General features: G+C 52.8%; 20 protein-coding genes and 1 tRNA gene. 11 read left to right on the top strand and 10 right to left on the bottom strand.

All coding sequences use genetic code 11. The annotated features are described in order from the left end of the window. The first annotated feature begins 273 nt into the window (after positions 1-273). From ACIQW9_RS06680 to ACIQW9_RS06700, 5 genes are all read left to right on the top strand, one after another. Positions 274-858 (top strand): phospholipase D family protein, encoded by a 585-nt coding sequence (locus ACIQW9_RS06680; protein WP_402334507.1) that lies wholly within the window; start codon positions 274-276, stop codon positions 856-858. 192 nt (positions 859-1,050) lie between these two features. Then, positions 1,051-1,875 (top strand): metallophosphoesterase, encoded by an 825-nt coding sequence (locus ACIQW9_RS06685; RefSeq protein ID WP_402334510.1) that lies wholly within the window; start codon positions 1,051-1,053, stop codon positions 1,873-1,875. A 468-nt stretch (positions 1,876-2,343) separates the two neighbouring features. Next, the gene (locus ACIQW9_RS06690; protein WP_402334512.1) at positions 2,344-2,592 is read left to right on the top strand and encodes a DUF3297 family protein; all 249 of its coding nucleotides are present in this window, start codon (positions 2,344-2,346) and stop codon (positions 2,590-2,592) included. Between the two features lie 627 nt (positions 2,593-3,219). Continuing rightward, on the top strand, positions 3,220-4,092 hold the full coding sequence (locus tag ACIQW9_RS06695) for a hypothetical protein (RefSeq protein WP_402334514.1): 873 nt from the start codon (positions 3,220-3,222) through the stop codon (positions 4,090-4,092). 106 nt (positions 4,093-4,198) lie between these two features. Then, positions 4,199-4,777 carry an N-acetyltransferase gene (locus ACIQW9_RS06700; RefSeq protein ID WP_402334517.1) on the top strand — a complete coding sequence of 193 codons (579 nt, stop codon included), beginning with the start codon at positions 4,199-4,201 and terminating at the stop codon, positions 4,775-4,777. Between the two features lie 83 nt (positions 4,778-4,860). Here the strand turns inward: ACIQW9_RS06700 and ACIQW9_RS06705 are convergent. The 6 genes from ACIQW9_RS06705 to ACIQW9_RS06730 form a co-directional block, all read right to left on the bottom strand. Next, a tRNA-Ser gene (locus tag ACIQW9_RS06705) sits at positions 4,861-4,950 on the bottom strand. A gap of 153 nt (positions 4,951-5,103) precedes the next feature. Further along, positions 5,104-6,348 (bottom strand): radical SAM family heme chaperone HemW, encoded by a 1,245-nt coding sequence (hemW, locus tag ACIQW9_RS06710; protein WP_402334520.1) that lies wholly within the window; start codon positions 6,346-6,348, stop codon positions 5,104-5,106. Then, positions 6,345-6,929 carry an RdgB/HAM1 family non-canonical purine NTP pyrophosphatase gene (gene rdgB, locus ACIQW9_RS06715; protein ID WP_402334523.1) on the bottom strand — a complete coding sequence of 195 codons (585 nt, stop codon included), beginning with the start codon at positions 6,927-6,929 and terminating at the stop codon, positions 6,345-6,347. The genes hemW and rdgB overlap by 4 nt, the downstream gene beginning before the upstream one ends. Positions 6,930-7,055: 126 nt before the next feature. Next, positions 7,056-7,790 carry a ribonuclease PH gene (gene rph, locus ACIQW9_RS06720; protein ID WP_402334525.1) on the bottom strand — a complete coding sequence of 245 codons (735 nt, stop codon included), beginning with the start codon at positions 7,788-7,790 and terminating at the stop codon, positions 7,056-7,058. 6 nt (positions 7,791-7,796) lie between these two features. Then, positions 7,797-8,726 carry a PP2C family protein-serine/threonine phosphatase gene (locus ACIQW9_RS06725; RefSeq protein WP_402334528.1) on the bottom strand — a complete coding sequence of 310 codons (930 nt, stop codon included), beginning with the start codon at positions 8,724-8,726 and terminating at the stop codon, positions 7,797-7,799. A gap of 37 nt (positions 8,727-8,763) precedes the next feature. Continuing rightward, entirely contained in the window at positions 8,764-9,771 is a 1,008-nt protein-coding gene (locus ACIQW9_RS06730; protein WP_402334530.1) for a serine/threonine protein kinase, read from the bottom strand. A gap of 187 nt (positions 9,772-9,958) precedes the next feature. Between ACIQW9_RS06730 and ACIQW9_RS06735 the strand changes: the two genes are divergently transcribed. The 4 genes from ACIQW9_RS06735 (at position 9,959) to ACIQW9_RS06750 (ending at position 14,144) form a co-directional block, all read left to right on the top strand. Next, on the top strand, positions 9,959-10,861 hold the full coding sequence (locus tag ACIQW9_RS06735) for a YicC/YloC family endoribonuclease (RefSeq protein ID WP_402337931.1): 903 nt from the start codon (positions 9,959-9,961) through the stop codon (positions 10,859-10,861). Between the two features lie 85 nt (positions 10,862-10,946). After that, on the top strand, positions 10,947-11,591 hold the full coding sequence (gene gmk / locus ACIQW9_RS06740) for a guanylate kinase (protein WP_402334533.1): 645 nt from the start codon (positions 10,947-10,949) through the stop codon (positions 11,589-11,591). 22 nt (positions 11,592-11,613) lie between these two features. Beyond that, positions 11,614-11,817, top strand: coding sequence for a DNA-directed RNA polymerase subunit omega (gene rpoZ, locus ACIQW9_RS06745; RefSeq protein WP_011871540.1), 204 nt, complete (start codon positions 11,614-11,616; stop codon positions 11,815-11,817). A gap of 44 nt (positions 11,818-11,861) precedes the next feature. Beyond that, on the top strand, positions 11,862-14,144 hold the full coding sequence (locus tag ACIQW9_RS06750; protein WP_402334536.1) for a RelA/SpoT family protein: 2,283 nt from the start codon (positions 11,862-11,864) through the stop codon (positions 14,142-14,144). Positions 14,145-14,171: 27 nt separating this feature from the next. Here ACIQW9_RS06750 and greB read toward each other — a convergent pair whose 3' ends face one another. The 4 genes from greB to metE form a co-directional block, all read right to left on the bottom strand. Then, positions 14,172-14,720 carry a transcription elongation factor GreB gene (gene greB / locus ACIQW9_RS06755; protein ID WP_402334539.1) on the bottom strand — a complete coding sequence of 183 codons (549 nt, stop codon included), beginning with the start codon at positions 14,718-14,720 and terminating at the stop codon, positions 14,172-14,174. 161 nt (positions 14,721-14,881) lie between these two features. After that, positions 14,882-16,159 carry an EAL and HDOD domain-containing protein gene (locus ACIQW9_RS06760; RefSeq protein WP_402337933.1) on the bottom strand — a complete coding sequence of 426 codons (1,278 nt, stop codon included), beginning with the start codon at positions 16,157-16,159 and terminating at the stop codon, positions 14,882-14,884. Between the two features lie 313 nt (positions 16,160-16,472). Next, on the bottom strand, positions 16,473-17,390 hold the full coding sequence (locus ACIQW9_RS06765; RefSeq protein WP_402334542.1) for a 23S rRNA (adenine(2030)-N(6))-methyltransferase RlmJ: 918 nt from the start codon (positions 17,388-17,390) through the stop codon (positions 16,473-16,475). A 235-nt stretch (positions 17,391-17,625) separates the two neighbouring features. After that, positions 17,626-19,935 (bottom strand): 5-methyltetrahydropteroyltriglutamate--homocysteine S-methyltransferase, encoded by a 2,310-nt coding sequence (gene metE / locus ACIQW9_RS06770; RefSeq protein WP_402334545.1) that lies wholly within the window; start codon positions 19,933-19,935, stop codon positions 17,626-17,628. Between the two features lie 111 nt (positions 19,936-20,046). Between metE and ACIQW9_RS06775 the strand changes: the two genes are divergently transcribed. Both ACIQW9_RS06775 and ACIQW9_RS06780 read left to right on the top strand, forming a co-directional pair. After that, entirely contained in the window at positions 20,047-20,967 is a 921-nt protein-coding gene (locus ACIQW9_RS06775; protein WP_402334548.1) for a LysR family transcriptional regulator, read from the top strand. 354 nt (positions 20,968-21,321) lie between these two features. Beyond that, the gene (locus ACIQW9_RS06780; protein ID WP_402334551.1) at positions 21,322-21,771 is read left to right on the top strand and encodes a DUF4145 domain-containing protein; all 450 of its coding nucleotides are present in this window, start codon (positions 21,322-21,324) and stop codon (positions 21,769-21,771) included. The last annotated feature ends 5 nt before the right edge of the window (positions 21,772-21,776 follow it).

Raw genomic sequence — 21,776 nt, forward strand, 5'->3', positions numbered from 1 at the left:
CCTACGCAGCTAAATTTTGCAGAAAGGAAAATCTCTTTCAGTTCAATGACATACCTTACTAGCGCAACGGTTATCCACAGGACTATCCACATATTCCGGGGATAACTTATGTCCCAAATCAACTTTTAAAATCGTGGCGACGAAAAATAAAGCTACGACTTCCATCAAATCAGCTTGCAACTCTTTCGTTAAAGAAAAAGATCAGCTGCAATTTAATAGCGAATAATTCGCAGCGCTCAACTCGCCACCATGTGCGAGCCGTTAGAATGTCGCATGAAAAAAATACTGCTGTCGCTTTCTCTTCTCATCCCGTTTTCTACGTATGCGAAACAACCCAGCCTGCTAGACGAACTATCCCAGATAATCCAATCAAGAACGACAACCGCTCCAGCCACAGGACTCATCGAAAGCGCATTCTCGCCCAATGCCGGCGCAGAAAAACTTGTGCTCAAGCTTATCCATGCATCGAATAAAAGCATACGTCTCGCTGCATATTCATTCACCTCACCCGCCGTGGCAAAGGCGCTGCTCATGGCAAAGAAGCGTGGGGTCGATGTCCGCGTACTGGTCGACGAAAAAGGCAATAAAGGAAAGGCGAACCTCGCTGCCCTCAATTTGCTGGTAAACGGCAGCATCCCGACGCGGACGATTTCAAGCTACGCCATCCACCATGACAAGTACATCGTGTCCGACGAACAGCACGTACAGAACGGCAGCTTCAATTACAGTCAGGCCGCAGCCAAGTCCAACAGCGAGAACGTTTTAGTGGTGTGGAATAATCCTGATTTGGCAGCATCGTTCCAACATCACTGGCAAACGCGATGGACAAAAGGGAAAAGTTTCAGGTCGGCGTATTGACGATATAAAAGCAGTTTCTGATTAACGAAAAAGTCCTTTGTTGCAGGCTGCATTCTTTCTACCTCCCCCTTACCTCTATGCGCCCGCTACAATTTAAGAAATGATGGCTTTCCTTGGTGTTCGATGAGCTTGGGCTTTCCAGGTACTTCGAAGATAAGCATATGCGTACAACTCTATGGGAATATCTTTAGAATGAAAATACAGCTTGCTTCAGACCTGCATCTCGAATTACTTCAGCGAGACTTCCCCGGCGAACGTCTGATTGCACCTGCCGACGGGGCGGATGTATTGGTTCTTGCTGGCGATATTGCAAACGGAACGCAAGCCATTGATTTGTTCAAGAATTGGCCAGTGCCAGTTCTGTACCTGCCAGGCAATCACGAGTTTTATGGGGAATCATTTGAGCAGGCCCGTCTTACTTTACGCAAAGCGACCGAAGGCACCAACATTCATTTTTTGGACAACGATGTCGTCGATTTTGGTGGTGTGCGATTTCTGGGAGCCACACTGTGGACGGACTACCGTCTTGATAACAGTCAGTCACAGCAGGCTCTGATGGAAAATTCTGAACGCTGCCTCAATGATCACAGGTTAATACGCACAGAAGATGGATTATTTACCGCAAGCAGAGCCTTGAAGGAACATGAATATTCTCGACAATGGTTAGAGCATCAACTTGCGATACCGTATCAGGGGAAGACAGTTGTAGTGACGCATCACGGCCCGCACCCCTTATCTGTACATCCACGATACGCAGGCAATCCCTTGAATGCTGCTTTCATCAGTGATTTGGGACCGCTGCTAGACAAGGCAGATTTTTGGCTGCACGGCCACGTACACGACTCCTTCGATTACCGGGTTGGTCATTGCCGCGTGATAGCAAATCCACGCGGCTACGCCAGGAATAGAAGCAGTGCCGCGCATGCCGGCGACCTTCAATTCGAAAATCCAATGTTCGAATCGGCATGTGTAATCGATGTCCATCCACAAAATTTACCAACTGACCAGAACATATAAAGACAACGGTAATGCCCTGTGTATGGAGCAATCACGTTAAAGAAAATCGTCACCTGTATTGATGAACGAGAGACTGCCAAAAGTTGACATTGCTCATAGCGCAGTTTGTGGTGATTGGTGGCTTGCTAGTTTCAGCGTTTATTCCATGTGCTACATTTTTGCCATGAATTTTCCCTGGCATCTCCAAATGATGGAGAAAATTCAGCCAATGCTGAATGACAGCTCAAGGCCCTCCCTTGGGTCAGGCCACTACACTGAGATTTACAGCTATTCACGGGACCCGTCCGATACAGGTGGAATCGCAGATCGTCGAAGTGAAGGTCTTGCACTACTTCAGCCACGACAACAACAGGCTCGATTCATTAGTAAAACGGCGAGAGTCTGTTCATGGCCGATAGCGACTACCAAGTGACTAGCCAACCAAAGAAAAATTTGTTTTGCTTAATTTTATAGTTGATAATTGTGGCCATGAACGATACTGCACACCCCCCATCACTTCCTGACCGACTCTCCGTCGATCCTCGCAGCCCTTACTACGTCGCCGCCATATTTGAACACGATGTCGGTATTAAGTTGAACGATAAAGAGCGCTCCGATGTTGAAGAATATTGCATCAGCGAGGGATGGGTCAAAGTCCCGGCCGGAAAGGCACTAGATCGGAAGGGCCATCCCTTAATGACTAAATTAAAAGGCAAGGTCGAACCGTTCTATCGGTAAAGACTATTCTTTAATTAGCATTTCTTGACGTCTGTCATTGCTTGCAAGCACACGTACTTCAACGCTTTTGCGGTAGTGATTGCAAGTTCGCTATTGGCCGATAGCGAACCATTCCCCTGAGCTAGTACGCTTAGACGTCATGGCGCAGGTACTGTGTGGCGAATACTCATTCAGGGGACTGGGTATTGCAACAAAGTCCATGGTTTGCCCGATATCGCGGGATCGCCTATACTTACGCCTATGGCACTCCTCGTTTATTCCTTTGGCACATTTGCATCAGAACGGTCTTTAATGACTGTTCCGTTTTCGCACGTGCTCAGGTTTAAGGGCATCACGCACGCCCTCCAGCCGACAACAGATTTCTAAGCCCGGCGATACTTTTTTTCTCTCATTAGCGCAATTCATCTATCGCCGGGCTTAAGCCAGGCGCGATAGCGGCTAACTCTTTCTTGAGTTTAGGCCGCGCTTTGGGATTTACTCCATGTCTTCGATTATTTACGGCAAGCCAGTTCTTGCCGAGCTTCCGTTCGTGCGCCTGCTGCGCATGCACAGCAGGTTCTCTCTTCGCCCATCTCCGGTTTCTACAGCCTATCGTGCGCTGTACTTTTTTCATCTCTCAAAGTCGCCATGGAACTGACAAAAAACTTCGTTAAACATAAGAGCCCCTGTGCCGATGGATTTCGCTGGTTTTTACGCAACCATCAGGAAGGCAGCGATTACCAACCGCTACTGGATGCACTCGTCAGTGCCGGCAGGGTCGATGACGCCTGCTGGCTACTCACACAGTTTGGTCCTACTAATGCCGTATTAAAAGTGGATGCCATTGATGCTGAAGCCATCGTATTTGCCGGAACACTGGAAGTAGAAGGCAACATTGAAGTCACTTCGATTGTCAGAGCCGGACGTGCAATACGTGCCGGTGGCGGGATTCGTGCCGGCCACTCCATTATCGCCGGCGAAGATATCCGCGCTACCGGCAGCATACGCAGCGAAGGAATGCTGGACGCTGGCGGAGACATCAAGGCGAACTGGGGCATTGAGGTTCAAGAAAACCTGCGTTGCGGAGGCGACTTGCGCGCCGAGTGGGAATTATTTTGCGGCGGTGACCTGTCTGTTGCAGGCAACACGTTTGTCGGACAAGACCTCATGGTCAAAGGCGCATTCCGCTGTGAAAAAAGCATCCGAGTGAATGGATCCATCACTGGGCTTGACTGCATCTGGGCCGGCAATGGAATCGAATCCGGCGCAGCCATCTTTTGCGAAAAACATCTGGAAGCAAATTGGGGCATCAAGGCCAAGGAGACCATGGTTGCTCACGGCACAATCAAGGCTGGTGAAAGCTTGCAGGCAATGGAGGAAATACAAGCGGGTGAAGGGTACGGCATCTATGCCGGATTGATCGTTCAGTTTGATGCATGGGAAGCAAGTGCTCAGGTCCGTGCCAAGTCGAAACCAGAACGCTTGATGAGCGGTTGGTGGGGTGGCGCTTGCCTGGCTTGATGCCATGTTGCCACCCCTGAAAAATCGACTTTCATAATCGCATTTGGAGATTACCTTGCATAGCCTAGCCCTCCCCTATCCATATATTTTCTGGCTTGCGCGCATCATGGAACTGCGCATAGACGTACAGCTCCCACCCTCCGAGCTGGAAAGAGAACTCGATGCGCTCAATAGACGCTTGAATAAGCCCGGCGATATTCTTTACGATCTTCCCTGCATAGATATCAATCTTCCAGATCTAGCCTTCCGTTATCGCGAGGCAGATGAAGAATATTATATCTATGTCGAAGACATGAAGAACCGCCGCCTCGCAGGGTATACCGTCTTTAATCGTTTGATCGAACTGAATCGTCGCCAAGACAAATACCTGCGCGCGACACATTCCAAATACGCGCCCGCCTATCAACGCCGAGGCATAGCAAGCGCCATCTATCGATGGTGGCTGGACGCAGGAAACTGCTTGATTAGTGGCGCACGTCAATCCACTGGCGCGCATGCCTTATGGCACTCGCTTAACAAGCATTACGATTTGATTTATGTCGACCTACGCGACAAAACCCTGCGCTATTTGGGATGTGAAGTCAGCAATCAGATTCGTGAAGATCTTCATACCAGAATGATACTGCTCGGAAAAAACTGGGATCTTTCTGGATTGGCTGAGCGCACTGGCATGACGATACCTTGAGAGATGCAGAGTTGCATCGACAGGTTGATCCAAGGGTGTAGGAAGGCAGATAACCGCCTAAATCCTTTTAGAATAAGGACTTCTGGCGGAAGCGGTGAGATTCGAACTCACGAACGGCGCAAACCGTCGCCAGTTTTCAAGACTGGTGCCTTCAACCACTCGGCCACGCTTCCATTTGGATATCGACAGATGAACTGTATCGGTCCGATTCAAACCTCGCTGCACAGGACGTGCAAACTATCGGCGACCATGCCCATCAACTTCCAAGAGGTCGCATTATACCTAACTCTCCTTGGAATGCAGGCTGTCGGCCGATAATTTATCGCCTATTCGGCCAAAAACATTTGTTGCAGATCATTCAAGAAGCGCTGCCCCAGCTCGGTCGGCTTGATCGTTTTATGGTCGCGGTACAGCAAGCCTTTGTCTTCTGCTGCACGCAATGCACGCTCGATAGCGTTCAAGGGCATGCCTGTGCGATCGGCAAACAGGTTTACTTCCACGCCATTGGTCAAACGCATCGCGTTGAGCATGAACTCAAAACCAAGCTCTGAACGGCTGATTTCCGTCTCTTCCTGGATCGGATTGCCAAGACGCATCTGTTCCATGTACGACTTCGGTTGCTTGTAGCGTGCCTGCCGGATCACGCGATGCGGGAATGATAGTTTGGTATGCGCGCCGGCACCGATGCCGAGGTAATCGCCGAACTGCCAATAATTAAGGTTGTGCCGCGCCTGCCGCTTCGGCTGCGCATAGGCAGAGACTTCATAGTGCTGATAACCGGCAGCGGTGGTTTCTTCCGCAATCATGTCTTGCATGTCGGCACTGGCATCGTCGTCCGGCACCACCGGCGGATATTTGGCGAAGACGGTATTCGGCTCCATCGTCAGGTGATACAGCGACAGATGCGGCGGCGCAAAGGCAATCGCAGTCTGCACATCCTGCCGCGCTTCTTCCAGTGTTTGCGATGGCAAGGCATACATCAAATCAAGATTGAAGTTGTCGAAATTCGCCATCGCGATATCGACCGCACGACGCGCCTCATCGCCATCATGAATCCGTCCTAACGCTTGCAAATGTCTGGCATTGAAACTCTGTATGCCGATCGATAGACGATTGACGCCACTGCTGCGATACGACTTGAACTTCTCTGCTTCGAAAGTGCCTGGATTGGCCTCCATCGTGATTTCGACTGCGCCATCCAGCGGCAGCAAAGTGCGAATATCGGAGAGCAGGCGATCCAGTCCCTTTGCCGTCAACAGGCTTGGCGTGCCTCCACCTATGAAGATTGTGTAAATCTTGCGGCCCCAGATCAATGGCAATGCCTGTTCCAGATCGGCACGCAAGGCGGACAGATATTCGTCTTCCGGAAAGCCACCAGTCGCCTCATGCGAATTGAAGTCGCAATACGGACACTTCTTCACGCACCACGGGAAATGCACGTACAGCGATAACGGCGGCAACGCAGTCAGGTTGAGCGCACCGGGCTGAAGGTAGGCGGTGGCGGCGCGTGCAGGTTGTGAGTGATCGAGATTGAATGCAGCGTCATTGCCTATCGGTTTGATCGGGATCATCGCAACTTCTCGATCAGCGCACGCAAGGCTTGCCCGCGATGCGACAGGCGGTTCTTTTCTTCCGACGTTAATTCTGCCGCGGTCTTTTGCAACTCTGGAATCCAGAAATACGGATCGTAGCCAAAGCCGCCCTGCCCGCGCGGCTCTGCCAGCATTTCGCCATTCCAGCGACCGTCGGCGATCACCGGTTGCGGATCGTCGGCGTGACGCACAAAGACCAGCACGCAATAGTAGTAAGCGGATTTATCTGCATGTGCGGCCAGATCGGCGATCAGTTTTTCATTGTTGCGCTGATCGGATTTCGGTTCACCTGAATAACGTGCGGAATACACGCCGGGCGCACCGCCCAGTGCATTGACGCAGACACCGGAATCGTCGGCCAGCGCGGACTTGCCGGTCAGACGTGCGGCATGGCGCGCCTTGGCAATTGCATTCTCGACAAAAGTGACGTGTGGCTCTTCCGCTTCCGGCACATTGAATTCGGACTGGGTATGCAAATCGAAATTGATGGGCGCGAGCAGTGCACTGAATTCTTTCAATTTACCGGCGTTATTAGAGGCGAGGATGAGGGTACGCGACATGAAATCTAATCAATCCAAAATTAAAACGATATAAAAAACCCGGCATCAACAGCAGCCGGGTTATGCAAGGCAAAAAACCTTGGCGATTACATTAAAACAAGCTTGCGGGTCTGACGTAGCTCTATTTTACGCAGCAATCGCCAAAGCCTGTTTTTGCATCACGATCAGATCGCGGATGCCGTCTTGCGCCAGATCCAGCAGACGATCCATCGTGGCACGATCGAAGGCCGCACCTTCCGCCGTGCCCTGCACTTCGATGAAGTGACCGGCATCGGTCATGACGATGTTCATATCGGTATCGCAATCCGAATCTTCGTCGTAATCAAGATCCAGCACGGGCTGTCCTTTGTAGACGCCGACCGAAATCGCCGCGACAAAATGCTTGAGCGGGATGGCAGGAATCACGTTCTGCGCCACCAGCTTGCTGAAAGCATCGTAGGCGGCAACCATGGTGCCGGTGATCGCGGCGGTACGCGTGCCACCGTCAGCCTGAATGACGTCGCAATCCAGATGCAGCGTACGTTCGCCAAATGCCTGCAGATCAAATGCTGCGCGCAGGGACCGGCCGATCAGACGTTGAATTTCCTGCGTGCGACCAGACTGCTTGCCGCGTGCCGCTTCGCGATCCATGCGCGTATGCGTCGAGCGCGGCAGCATGCCGTATTCCGCTGTCAGCCAGCCCTGGCCTTTGCCTTTTAAAAATCCGGGTACGCGATCTTCGATACTGGCGGTGCAGATGACTTTGGTGTCGCCGCATTCAATCAATACGGAACCTTCGGCATGCTTGGTGTAATTGCGGGTGAGTTTAATTTCGCGCAAGGCATCAGCGGCGCGCCCGCTGGGACGATTTTCATACGACATGAGACATTAATTCCTGGAAGTGATACGGGATGATTTATCGATGGCGTTGCGGATTTCTTCAATCGCTTTTTCGATTTCTGAATCGTTATACGTGTCGGCGCTCTCCAGATCCTGATGCCGCGGCGCCTGGATCGTGGTGGTCACGCTGCCTATCGGTAGCGTATGCGTGGTGATGGTGCTATTGCCTTGCAGGTTTTCACTGCTTTCCCACATCATTGCCAGCGCGGTGACATTATCGCCGGTTTTACCGGCAATGGCGGTTGCTGTCGTCAACAACTCGGGAACGGCGCGCACGATCGTATTGCTGTGCAGGCGTTGTGCTAATTCATGATCGGGCAAGACCGACCACAAACCATCTGAACACAGCAGCATGACATCGCCAGCCTGCAGGCTGACACGGCGCGAAATTTCGACGATAGGCATATTGGGCGCGCCCAGGCAGTTGAACAGCTTGTTGCGGTCCGGATGCGTATCGCGTTCCGAAGCATCGACCTTGCCTTGCGCAATCAGGGTTTCGATACGCGAATGATCGCGTGTGCGCGCCAGAATCTGGCCGCCGCGCATCCAGTACAAACGCGAATCGCCGCAATGCGCCCACATCGCACTGTTGTGCTGGATCAGGCAGGCAACGATGGTGGTGCGCGGTGTTTCCGGCAGATTGTTGATGGCGCGATAGCGATGAATCTCCCTATGCGCAGCAAAAAAACTGTCTTCAAGGAAGCGCTCCGGTTTTTTCACATAAGGCGTGGCGTTTTCCTGAAACAGGGAAGCGATCGTCTGCATCGCAATCTGCGCCGCCATTTCGCCCATGATGTGGCCGCCCATGCCGTCCGCCACCAGCAAAAGCAGCGCGTCGCGTGTAAAGCTGTAGCCCATCCGGTCCTGATTGTTCTTGCGACCGCCGATATGGCTTTCTTGATAAACAGAGAATCGCATAGAGTCGTCGAATAAGAGTTACGGCAATGAGTAAGGATTAACGTGTGTTTTCTTGTATGGTCGTACTGAGGGCATTCGATTTCCTGCCCAGCGCACTGAACATGCTTTTCAATTTGCGTGTGACCTGCTGCAATTTGGCATCGCCCTGTTTATCCGAAATCGGTTCGCGCAAGGCCTTTTGCAGTGCAAACACGCTTTGCGGACGTTCCAGCGGATCGATCATCAGGCTCCAGCGTATCACCTTGATCAAATCCGACGAATAAACGCCTTCCAGCTTGTTGAAATGACCATCCATCTTGTCGTTGAGCTTGCGTTGATCAGCCGGTTGCGGCGGTGCACCTACCATGCAGGCGAACATCGACGCGCCTATGCTGTAAATATCCGTCCATGGTCCCAGATTGCCGTTCTTCACGTACAACTCCGGCGGCGCAAACCCCGGCGTATACATCGGATACAGTTTCGGCAAATCTGCTTTCAGCGTTTGTCGCGCGGCACCGAAATCCAGCAAGATAGGCGTGCCATCCACGCGCAGATAGATATTCGCAGGCTTCAAATCCAGATGCAGCAGTTTGTTGGTATGCACTTCGCGCAAACCGTTCATCACATGGCTGAACATCTTGCGGATGAAGCGTTCCGATACCAGCGGTTTCTCGCCCTTGTCGCGACGGCGCAGGATGTGATCCTGCAGCGAGCGGCCGGATTCGTAACCCATGACCATATAAACGGTTTCGTTGGCGCGGAAAAAATTGGTGACGCTGACCACATTCGGATGGGCGATGCGCGCCAGTGCGCGGCCTTCTTCAAAGAAGCATTTCAAACCGATGCGGAAAACCGGCAGATTTTCCGGCGAAATTGCCGGTACCAGTTCACCGGGCTGACGCAGCGCCAATGAGCTAGGCAGGTATTCCTTGATCGCAACCGCATTACCGTCTTCGTCATAGGCCAGATAGACGATACTGAACCCGCCAGACGCAATCTTCTTTACAATGCGATATCCAGCGATCTCCAGCCCATCCGGTAACGGAGCATTGTTTTGCGCAGCCATGTCGTCCTGTTTAGTTTCAGTCGCGTTGATTCAAGATTGAATAGCTGTGCGACAAAAATTGAAATGGCAATATTGTCTGCCTCTTGTCTCCCCGTCCGGCTCAGGCAACAGGGCTCGTTGTGGATTGTGTGGATAAATCACCACTTTGTAAAGTAAAACCGAGGAACTGATTTTGACCATTTGCAGCATGACCGGCTATGCGGTTACCACTCACGAGACCAGCAACGGCACATTGACGATCGAGGTCAAAAGCGTCAATTCGCGCTTTCTCGATTTGCAATTTCGCATCAACGACGATTTGCGCGCGCTGGAACCTTCCTTGCGCGAAGCAATCATGGCGCGCGTTACTCGCGGCAAGGTTGAATGCCGTTTGAGTTTCGGCCGCAAAGTTGCCACCGACACCACGCAAGCATTGAACGCGACTGTCCTGAATGCATTGGCAACACTGCAAACCGATCTGCGCCGCCAATTTACCGATGCAGCGCCCTTGTCGGTCGGCGAATTACTCCGCTGGCCTGGCGTCATCGAAGAAGCTGAAATGGGCCAGGACACCTTGCAAGCCGACGTCATCGCGGCCATGCAAACCACCATGGCGGCGTTTGTCGAAAGCCGCGCGCGCGAGGGCAATGCCCTGCAAACGATGCTGCTTGCACGCGTCAGCGATATGGAAGAAATCGTCTTGCGCATCGCGCCGCTGATCCCTCAGGTCATCGCACAATTCCAGCAGAAAGCCACCGACCGCATGCAGGAGGCACTGGGCCTGGCTGTCAGAAACGGGGACGCCGCCGCACAGCCGGCCATCAGCCGTGAAGAAGCGCTGGACAGAATCCGTCAGGAAGTCACGCTGTACGGCATACGCGTCGATGTAGCGGAAGAACTGACCCGTCTGTCCGCACACCTGGGCGAAACCCGCGTTATCCTGGAAAAAGGCGGTCAGGTCGGCAAGCGCCTGGACTTCATGATGCAGGAACTCAATCGCGAAGCCAATACAGTCGGCTCCAAGGCGGCGCTCAAGGAATTGTCCGACGCTTCGATGGCGATGAAATTGCTGATCGAACAAATGCGCGAACAGGTGCAGAATCTGGAATAAATCCGGCGCAAGCGGCGCGACGACGCTGCCGCTTGCATGCTGCATGTATTGTAATTAACCATTAAAACCGTAATCAGGGACGCAGATGTCTGAGCAAGCTACTTCTTCCGGCAGTTTATTTTTGGTCGTTGCGCCATCGGGCGCCGGCAAATCCAGCCTAGTCAACGCCTTGCTGGAGCAAGAGCCATCGATCAAGTTGTCGATTTCATACACAACCCGGCCGCCACGGCCGAACGATCAGCACGGGCGTGAATATTTTTTCACTTCGGCGGAAGATTTCGTTGCGCGCCGCAGCGCAGGCGAATTCCTCGAATCGGCAGAGGTATTCGGCAACTATTACGGCACTTCACGCATCCAGATTGCCGAACAAATGGCAGCCGGCGTCGATGTTTTGCTCGAAATCGACTGGCAAGGCGCGCAGCAGGTGAAGAAGCAATTCCCGCATGCAGTCGGCATCTTTATCCTGCCGCCATCGATTGCCGCATTGGAAGAACGCCTGAAAAAACGCGGCCAGGACGATCATGACGTGATTACACGCCGAATTCTGGCTGCCGGCGGCGAAATCGCGCACGCGTCGGAGTTCGAATATGTTATTATCAATCAAGAGTTTACAGTCGCTTTAGCCGAGTTAAGTGCAATTGTTAAAGCCACTCGCTGTCGCTTCGCGCAGCAGTCAACCCGGAACGCATCCCTGTTCGCCCAATTGGGCATTCATGCCAATTTAAGCTGATATCGTATTTTTAGGAGCACATATGGCCCGCATCACCATTGAGGACTGCCTCAAACAGATTCCAAACCGCTTTCAACTGACCTTGTGCGCAACGTATCGCGCACGTCAATTGCTGCAAGGCCACACGCCTAAGGTTGACGCAAAAGACAAGCCAACCGTGATTGCCCTGCGTGAAATCGCAGCTGGCCACGTCGGTATTGAAATGTTGAAAAAAGTCCCAAGCTAATTAACCTATATTGCTAACCGCGATGCGGCTGATAACTGATCAGAATGAGCCTGACACCTGCAGATTCAACGCTATCCGTCGCTCCCAATAACCGAGCGGTTCCCGACCGCTCGGCCTCCAAAGTTACAACGAACAAATCCCCTGCTTCAACGCCTGCACCGGTTTCCGGCGTAGCGTCTGTCACGGAGCTGAACAACAAGCTCGCCGAATACCTGACGCCTTCCGAATTGAAGAAGGTCAAGGAAGCCTATCGCTTTTCGGATGAAGCGCATCTTGGTCAAATGCGCATGTCGGGTGAACCGTATATTTCACACCCCATCGCTGTCGCGGAAATCTGCGCCGACTGGAAGCTGGATGCCCAGGCGATCATGGCGGCACTGCTGCATGACGTGATGGAAGACCAGGACGTACGCAAGGATGAATTGATCGAACGCTTCGGCGCGCCGGTCGCCAATATTGTCGACGGCCTGTCCAAGCTGGAGAAACTTGAATTCCAAAGCCAGATCGAGGCGCAGGCGGAAAACTTCCGCAAGATGCTGCTGGCGATGGCGCGGGATGTACGCGTCATCCTCATCAAGTTGGCCGATCGCCTGCACAATATGCGCACGCTGGGCTCCATGTCCGCCATCAAGAAACGCCGCATCGCGCGCGAGACGATGGAAGTCTATGTGCCGATCGCACATCGCCTCGGCCTGAATAATATTTATCGTGAATTGCAGGACCTGTCGTTTTCGCATCTGTATCCGATGCGTTACAAAACGCTGGGCAAGGCCGTCAAGGCAGCACGCGGCAATCGCCGCGAAGTGGTCAGCAAGATTCTCGAATCGGTTAACAAAACGCTGGACGCAACCGGCATCCCGGCACAAGTCTACGGTCGCGAAAAAACGCTGTACGGCATTTACACGAAGATGCTGAACAAGCGCCTGTCGTTTTCGCAGGTGCTGGACGTCTACGGCTTCCGCGTGGTGGTCGACAGCTTCGCGAATTGTTATGTCGCGCTGGGTACGCTACATGCACTGTTCAAGCCTATGCCGGGCAAGTTCAAGGATTACATTGCGATTCCCAAGCTGAATGGCTACCAATCACTGCACACTACATTGATCGGCCCTTACGGTACGCCGGTCGAGTTCCAGATTCGCACGCAAGACATGCATCGCGTGGCCGAGTCCGGCGTCGCCGCACACTGGCTGTACAAGGATGATGAAGGCAGCCTGAACGATCTGCAGCAGCGCACGCATGCATGGCTGCAGTCGCTGCTCGACATCCAGAAGCAGACCGGCGATTCGGCCGAGTTCCTGGAGCATGTGAAAGTCGATCTGTTCCCCGATTCCGTCTATGTATTCACGCCGAAATCGAAAATCATCGCCCTGCCGCGTGGCGCCACCGCGCTGGATTTCGCCTATACGATTCATACCGACGTCGGCGATCAGACCATTGCCGTCAAGATCAATCTGGAACAGGTGCCGCTGCGCACTGAATTGCGCAACGGCGATATCGTTGAAATCATCACCTCGCCGAGCTCGCGTCCGAATCCGAACTGGCTGAGTTTCGTTCGCACCGGCAAAGCGCGCTCGGCGATTCGCCATCATCTGCGCACCATCAATCTGGTCGAATCGATCGACCTCGGTCGCAAGCTGCTGGGACAGGCCTTAAGCGCCCTGAATCTGAATCCCGATTTGTCTCCCGCCGTAATCGAGCGTTTGCTGAACGAATCCAGCGCCAAATCGCTGGACGATCTGTATGCCGACATTGGCGTCGGCAAACGCATGGCAGCATTGGTGGCGCGCCACATTCTCGGCATGCTGGAAAACGACAACCCATCGCAGCACCCACTGCTCGATGCCAATGGCGAAGTGGTAAACAAGAAAATAGATCCGGTCGTCATCTACGGCAGCGAAGGCCTTGCCGTCCAGCTGGCACCGTGTTGCCAGCCGATTCCGGGCGATGCCATCATCGGCCAGATGAAACGCGATCAAGGTCTGACTATCCACACCCTTGAGTGTGATGTAGCGAGAAGACAGCGCTCGAAAGAGCCGGATCGCTGGATTGAGGTCACATGGGGTGCCGACATCAATCGTCGTTTCGATTGCGGCATCACGCTGCTGGCACGCAATGAAAAAGGGATTCTGGCCCGCGTTGCGGCTGAAATCGGCGAATCCGATGCCAACATCACACACGTCGGCATGGATGAAGACAAAGAACACATGATTACCTATCTGCACTTTACGGTACAGGTCGAGGACCGTGTGCATCTCGCGCGTTTGATGCGTAATCTGCGTGGGATTCCCGGCGTTACCCGTTTGCTGCGGCACAAAGGTACAAGCTAGTTACTTCCGCCATCCACCCTGTTGGTATCAGGCAGCAGGTGCCGGATAAGTCACTTCCAGAATCAGTAGTTCTTCCAGGCCACCGGGGGTTTTCAGCGTGACGGAATCACCCTCGCGCGCCTTGGTCAAGGCACGAGCAACCGGCGAAATCCAGCTGATTTTTCCATGCAGCGGATCGAGTTCATCAATTCCCAATATCGTGACCGTATGTTCATCACCGGCCTGCGTTTCATAGCGCACAGTGGCGCCGAAGAAAATCTGCTCGCTGCCGTAATGCACGGTTGGATCAACCACTTCCGCCAGATCGAGCCGTTTGGTCAGAAAGCGTATGCGACCATCGATCTGACGCAAACGCCGCTTGCCGTAAATGTAATCGCCATTTTCCGAACGATCGCCGTTGGATGCGGCCCACGACACGATTTGCACCACTTCCGGCCGCTCGACGTCTATCAGTTTCAGCAACTCGTTCTTCATCCGCAGATGACCTTGCGGCGTCATGTAATTTTTGGCGCCGGCAGGAATCGGCGGTGCACCGCCATCTTCATCGTCGTCTTCAGTGTTTACAGCTTGATTCATCATGGTCTACTTTAACTTCTTGCCCGCATCGGTTTACGGCGGGCACATTCTGCGTTGATCAAAGTGAATGAACATCGGGCGGGAAAATATCAGGAGGCGGAACGGGTGCTGCAGTTCAAATATGAGTACAAGAGCCGACTAGGACTGCAACTACGTTATCTTCACGCACGCGATACGATATTACTCCACTCGAATGCGGCCAGCTGCAAGGCATACAAATCTTCAATCGAGAGCTGCAGTTTTTGCAAAGTCGGCACCAACAAGGCACCGGTTTTTTCTATCTGTTCAATATATTCCGCCAACTTGAGCAAATCGCCATAAAATCCGCGGCGCGCCAGCAATGCGCTGCTGACATCATCCACCACTGCAACCTGCTCCAGAATTTGCTGCATCGATTGGCCGAACAAGGTGTCCATCAAGGACATGATACCGACGGTAAAGGCCGTATCCGCCATCGCTCGCTGTCCGGGCCGCAATTTTTCCGTAATCAACTCCAGCAGCTTGCCGCGCGTGGTGGCCAGTTGCAGCAGAGGCGAATTGAACTGGCTGCCCTTGTGGTGTTCTGCATACAGGATAATTTGCAGCCAGCGCTGCAATTGACGACGGCCAAGCACCGTCAGCGCCTGGCTCAGTGAATCGATGCGCCGCGTCACTCCCAGGCCGGGCGTGTTGGTCAGGCGCAGCAAGGTCAGCACCAGCGAGGCATCTTTCTTGATGCTGGCTTCGATTTCAGCCGTGTCGGCATCCGCCATGATTAGCGCCATCAACTGCATGACGGCCAACTGGGATGGCGCCAGTTTTTTGCCTGAAAGAATAACCGGCCGGGCAAAATAATAACCCTGGAAATAATGAAACCCGAGGTCCATGCAATCCTGAAACTGCTCTATCGTTTCAACTTTTTCAGCCAGCAATAATTTATCGTCCCGCCTGAAATAATCGACCAGTTTGGCGATTTCGGCTTTAGTCATGCCGGTAATATCGATCTTGATGATTTTCACCAGCGGCAATAACTTTTGCAGTGCTTCGGAGTGGGAAATCACATCGTCCAGCGCAAAAGTAAAACCCTGGGCGGACAGTTCGGCCACACGCGCCACCAACTCCGGCGTCACTTCCACTGTCTCAAGGATTTCCAGCACCACCTTGTCGCACGGCAGGAAATTCACAAAGTCACGCATCAGCACGGCTGCATCGACATTGAAGAATCCCAGCGAAGTGCCGATCACATTGACAATACCCAGTTCGGAAGCGTGTGCAATCACCGAGGCGGTGGCGGCAAGATCGTCAATCACATTGGCGGGACCGGACAAGGCGCGACGAAACAGCAGTTCGTACGCCACCAGATTCTGCTCACTGTTTAAGATGGGTTGGCGTGCGAGAAAAAATTCTTTCACGCGAGCTTGTTGCTCATCAGGCAGGTGCTGATTGAGATCTGTGATCATCAAGATGCTGCTCTCTGATTTTTGGAACGCGAGGATCAGTCGTATCGCGCCTGATTTAACTTTGAAAAACGACTGTTGCTGACGTTCGATCAAATATTAAATGCTTTTTTATCGTATTTTATTCTTGTTTTACAGCAAACTCTTACGAACTCAGGATAAACCCATTTCCAATTGGAAATAATGACTCCATGCAAATTTATGTTAATTGGCATGCTTGATCACTCTTCAATATTTCCAAAGAAACAATTATATTGACCTTCCCTCAATCACTACCGAGCAATGTGATTTCCCGCTTATCACCGGCACGCGCCTCTTATACGCGACGCGTTCCAGTGTAGGTCGCCACGGTTTGTCCGCTTTCCAGCGTAAAGCCTGCGCCTGAATCGCCACCCAGCGTTTTCACCAGATAGGGCATCAGCTCACGCAACATGGGCTCCAGCGTCCACGGCGGGTTATGCACAAACATCCCACTGCTGTGCAGACCAAAACCGTCCGGCGATGGCGTGGTGACCGATAAGGTGACATTGAGCCAGCCGTTTGCCGTCAGGCGCTTCAATTTATCCGGAAACTGGCGCGATTCGAGACGATTGAGTACCGGATACCAGACCGCGTAAGTGCCGGAGGCGAAGCGCGTCAAGGCATCGGAAACGGTTTGCACAACGCTGCGGTAATCAGTTTTGTCCTCATATGGCGGATCGATCAGCACCAGCGCACGGCGCGACGGCGGTGGCAGCAAAGCCTTCAAACCCTGAAAACCGTTGCCGCGCTCTATCATGATGCGCTTGCCACGCACGGTTTGCCGCTGCCCCTGCTCGGCTGCATGCGCTTGCAGCTTGCGGAAATTATCGGCCAGCAGCTTGCTGTCGGCCGGATGCAGCTCGAACAGGCGCAATCTATCCTGTTCACGCATGATGCTGTCTGCGCAATATGGCGAGCCAGGGTAATAACGCATCTTGCCGCTTGGGTTGAGCGCCTTCACAACTTGTACGTACTCAGCCAGTGCTGGGGGCAGATCCTTGCGATCCCACAATTTGGCGATACCGGTTTCGAACTCGGCATTCTTTGCAGCATAATTGCTGTCGAGCGCGTACACGCCGGCACCGGCATGCGTGTCGATGTACATATACGGCGTATCTTTTTGATTCATGTACTTCAGCAACTGGATCTGCACCAGATGCTTGAGTACATCGGCGTGATTACCTGCGTGGAAGGCATGGCGGTAACTCAACATAGGGAAGGTCTAACCTGGCAAGAATGGAAGAATGGAGACCGCGCAAAGATAGCAGTTCCGGGAATACGCCATTCTAACAATTCCCGGCTTGAAACCCTACGATTAACGGTTTCAGCACTGTCGCGCCCGTCTTTGCCAAATACTCGATAAAAAGCTGCCGAAATAAAAAACGGGTACGAGGAAATATCCACGTACCCGTCTTGACAGGCTCAAGCGCATCAACCCATGCGTGCTTTTATGTCGGAGCTGATATTGCTTTTTGCACGGCTGCGACTTCAGCGCGCAAGGTACGCGCCGCCAGCACCATGTTTTCCAGCGCTGCGGTCGTTTCCGGCCAGCCACGTGTTTTCAGGCCGCAATCCGGATTGACCCACAACTGCGCATCAGGAATCACGCCGCGTGCCTTGCGCAACAGTCGCTGCATTTCTTCCACTTGCGGCACGCGTGGTGAATGGATGTCATAGACGCCGGGACCGATGTCGTTCGGATACGCAAACTCGCCGAAGCCATCCAGCAATTCCATATCCGAGCGCGAGGTTTCGATTGTGATCACGTCCGCGTCCATCGCGGCGATCCACGGCAGAATGTCGTTGAACTCCGAATAGCACATGTGCGTGTGGATCTGCGTGTCGTCCTGCACACCCGATGCACTGATACGGAAAGCTTTCACCGCCCAATCCAGATAATGCGGCCAGTCGGCAGCCTTCAAAGGCAAGCCTTCGCGGAATGCAGGCTCATCAATTTGAATCATGCCGATGCCGGCTTTTTCCAGATCGACGACTTCATCGCGCAAGGCCAAGGCGATTTGCAACGCTGTCGTGTCACGCGGCTGATCGTCACGCACAAACGACCATTGCAACATCGTGACCGGACCGGTCAACATGCCTTTCATCGGCTTGCTGGTCAGGCTTTGTGCGAATTCGCTCCAGCCGACGGTCATTGCTTCCGGGCGATACACGTCGCCGTAGATGAATGGCGGTTTGACGCAACGTGAACCGTAGCTTTGTACCCAGCCGTTCGCGGTGAAGCCGTAGCCCCACAACTGTTCGCCAAAGTATTCGACCATATCGTTGCGCTCCGGCTCGCCATGCACGAAAACGTCGAGACCGATTTCTTCCTGCTTTTGCACGACCATGCGCACTTCGTCGCGCATACGCTCGAGATAATCCAGATGTCCGATATCGCCACGTTTGTATTGCGCGCGCGCCTGACGAATGTCGGCGGTTTGCGGGAAGGAACCGATATTGGTCGTAGGGAAAGCAGGCAGCTTGAAGCGCGCCTGCTGCTTGACGATACGATCGGCAAATACATTGTTGCGCACTGCAGAAATTTTGCTGATTTCGCTTAAGCGTTTTTGCACCAATGGATTGTGTATACGTGGCGAAGTATTGCGTGCTGCAACCGCCAAAGCGGCTGCATTGAATTGCGCTGCCACCGCATCTTTCTCGCCATTCAACGCGCGTTTGAGCGCCGTAATTTCATGTGCCTTTTGCGTAGCGAATGAGAGCCAGCCCTTGAGCTCTTCATCCAGCTTGTTTTCATGCGCCAGATCGACTGGCACGTGCAGCAAGGAGCAACTCGCGCTGACCCACAGCTTATCGCCAAGTTTTTCCTGCAAAGGTTTCAGTGCGGCTAGCGCTGCATCCAAGTCAGCACGCCAGATATTACGGCCATCGACGATACCGGCAGACAGCACGCGATCCTGCGGCCAGTCTTTCAGGAAGTCATCCAACTGCCCTGCACCGCGTACCAGATCCAGATGCACACCGGCCACCGGCAGCTCGCGCAGCAAGGCGCTGTGTTCACGCACTTGATCGAAGTAAGTTGCCAGCAGCAGTTTTGGTGCAGCAGCACTCAGTGCCTTGTAAGTTGGCGCAAACGCATGGCGCCAGACTGCAGCCAACTCCAGTGCCAGTATCGGCTCATCGATTTGCACCCATTCCACGCCGGTAGCCTGTAAACTCTGCAACACGTTTTGATAGCCGGCGATGACTTGCGGCAGCAGATCCAGCTTGTTCGTGACGCCGGATTTGATCTTGCCGAGGTACAGCAATGTCAGCGGGCCAACCAGCGTGACCTTGGTTTTATGACCGAGCGCGACGGCTTCAGCGTTTTCTTCAAACAGCCAATCGACGCCACCATCAAAGCGCACGTCCGCCGTAAATTCAGGCACCAGATAGTGATAGTTGGTATCGAACCATTTGGTCATTTCCATCGCGAAGTGCTCAGGATTACCGCGCGCCAGCGTGAAGTAATCAGCCAACGTGAGTTTCTTCGGATCGAACTTAAAGCGCGTCGGCACAGCGCCCAGCAAAGCCAGCGTATTCAACACCTGGTCGTACCAGGCGAAATCGCCTACCGACACAAAATCGAGACCGGCATCAGCCTGCACCGCCCAGTGGCGCTGGCGCAGGGTTTTTCCGGTTTGCTGCAACGCTGCCAGATCGGTGTCGCCACGCCAGAACGATTCGACGGCGAACTTCAACTCACGCTGCGCACCTATGCGCGGAAAACCCAGGATGTGTGCCTTTGCCGCGTTTGACATACCTTAACTCCAATAACGATTTCGAGGCTTGCCAGTTTGGACTTGCAAGGTCTATGATTCAAACGATAAATATTAAGAATCATCTTGAATTTAATTCATACAAAGAATGCCATGCAATCAATCCTGGAACTCCGCCACCTCAAAACCCTGATCGCGCTGCGTGAGGCCGGCAATCTGCTGCGCGCCGCTTCGCTCTTGAACGTGACCCAATCCGCTCTTTCGCATCAACTCAAGCAACTGGAAGATCACCACGGCACGCAATTGTTCGAACGCAAGTCGGTGCCGGTGCGCTTTACGCCAGCCGGTGAACGCTTGCTGAAACTGGCCGATACCGTCCTGCCGCAAGTCGCGGAAACCGAACGCGATCTGGTACGACTCGCACAAGGTGTCGCCGGCCAGTTACGCATCGCTGTCGAATGTCACACCTGCTTCGACTGGTTAATGCCGGCGATGGATGTATTCCGCGGCCGCTGGCCGGAAGTGGAGCTGGATATCGTCTCCGGCTTCCAGGCCGACCCGGTTGGCTTGCTGTATGAACATAAAGCCGATGTCGCCATCGTGGCCGAGATCGATACTGATGAAACCGTCGACTACCACGCACTATTCCGCTTCGAGATCGTCGCGCTGGTCGCGCACGATCATCCTTTGGCCGACAAGGAATTTTTAGTTGCAGAAGATTTCATCGGCGATACATTGATTACCTACCCGGTGCCGGACGACATGCTCGACGTAGTGCGACAGGTATTAAAACCAGCAGGTGTAAAAGTCGAACGTCGCACGACAGAATTGACCGTCGCGATGTTGCAACTGGTCGCCAGCCGACGCGGCATTGCAACACTACCGGTGTGGGCTGCGCAGAATTATTTGAATCGCGATTATGTGAAAGCCAAACGGATCACTGCAGATGGTTTGACCGGACGCTTGTATGCGGCTTGTTTGCCGGAAGTCTCGGAGAAACCTTATCTGGCGGATTTCGTGACGACTACGCGGGAGAGTTGTTATTTGAATCTGGATAGTGTGGAGTTGCTTTAAGAGTCATACCAGACGCTGCAGTATTTACAAACGCACTTGTTCATAAGTATACAGTTTTTGAAACATGTCGCATGTATCCAGCGAGCATCATGTTATCAATCACTTTTGCTGTATAAACCAAATTGAGTATCACAAAGCCAATTTAACCTTCGCTTATACAATATGAAATACATTGCTCCGGAACGTTCATTAAAATCCTTTACCTGTCCGCACTGCGGTGTTCTTTCCCGTCAGTACCAATACTCCGTAAGCGACAAATCGCTAGGAGGCAATAATCAATACTCTAGTGGAGACTGGCTAGCATCGTCTCTTTGTGAGCATTGTGGTGAAGCTACCCTTTGGCGCGGGACCTCAATGATTGACCCTAATCGAGGAAATGCACCACTACCAAATCAAGACATGCCGGCTGACGTAGCAGCTGACTATCATGAAGCTGCAACCATTGCAGCACTTTCACCAAAAGCAGCTGCAGCACTTCTTCGACTAGCGATTCAAAAACTGTGCCTCCACTTGGGTGGAGAAGGGAAAAATATTAACTCTGATATCGGAACCCTAGTAAAAAAAGGACTTCCACCTATCGTTCAAAAATCTCTCGATGTCGTACGCGTAATTGGTAACAATGCCGTACACCCTGGCCAAATAGACGCAGATAACACGGAAATTGTTGGGCATTTATTCCATCTGGTAAATCTAATTACTGAGACAATGATCTCTACTCCAGCACGAGTTGAGGCACTGTATGACAGTCTGCCTAAGTCGGTATTAGATGGTATTGCTAAGCGTGATAGCGAAAAAAATTTATAACTCCA

Origin of the sequence: Herminiimonas sp. NPDC097707, from assembly GCF_044761395.1 — a bacterium.
Classification (GTDB): domain Bacteria; phylum Pseudomonadota; class Gammaproteobacteria; order Burkholderiales; family Burkholderiaceae_D; genus Oxalicibacterium.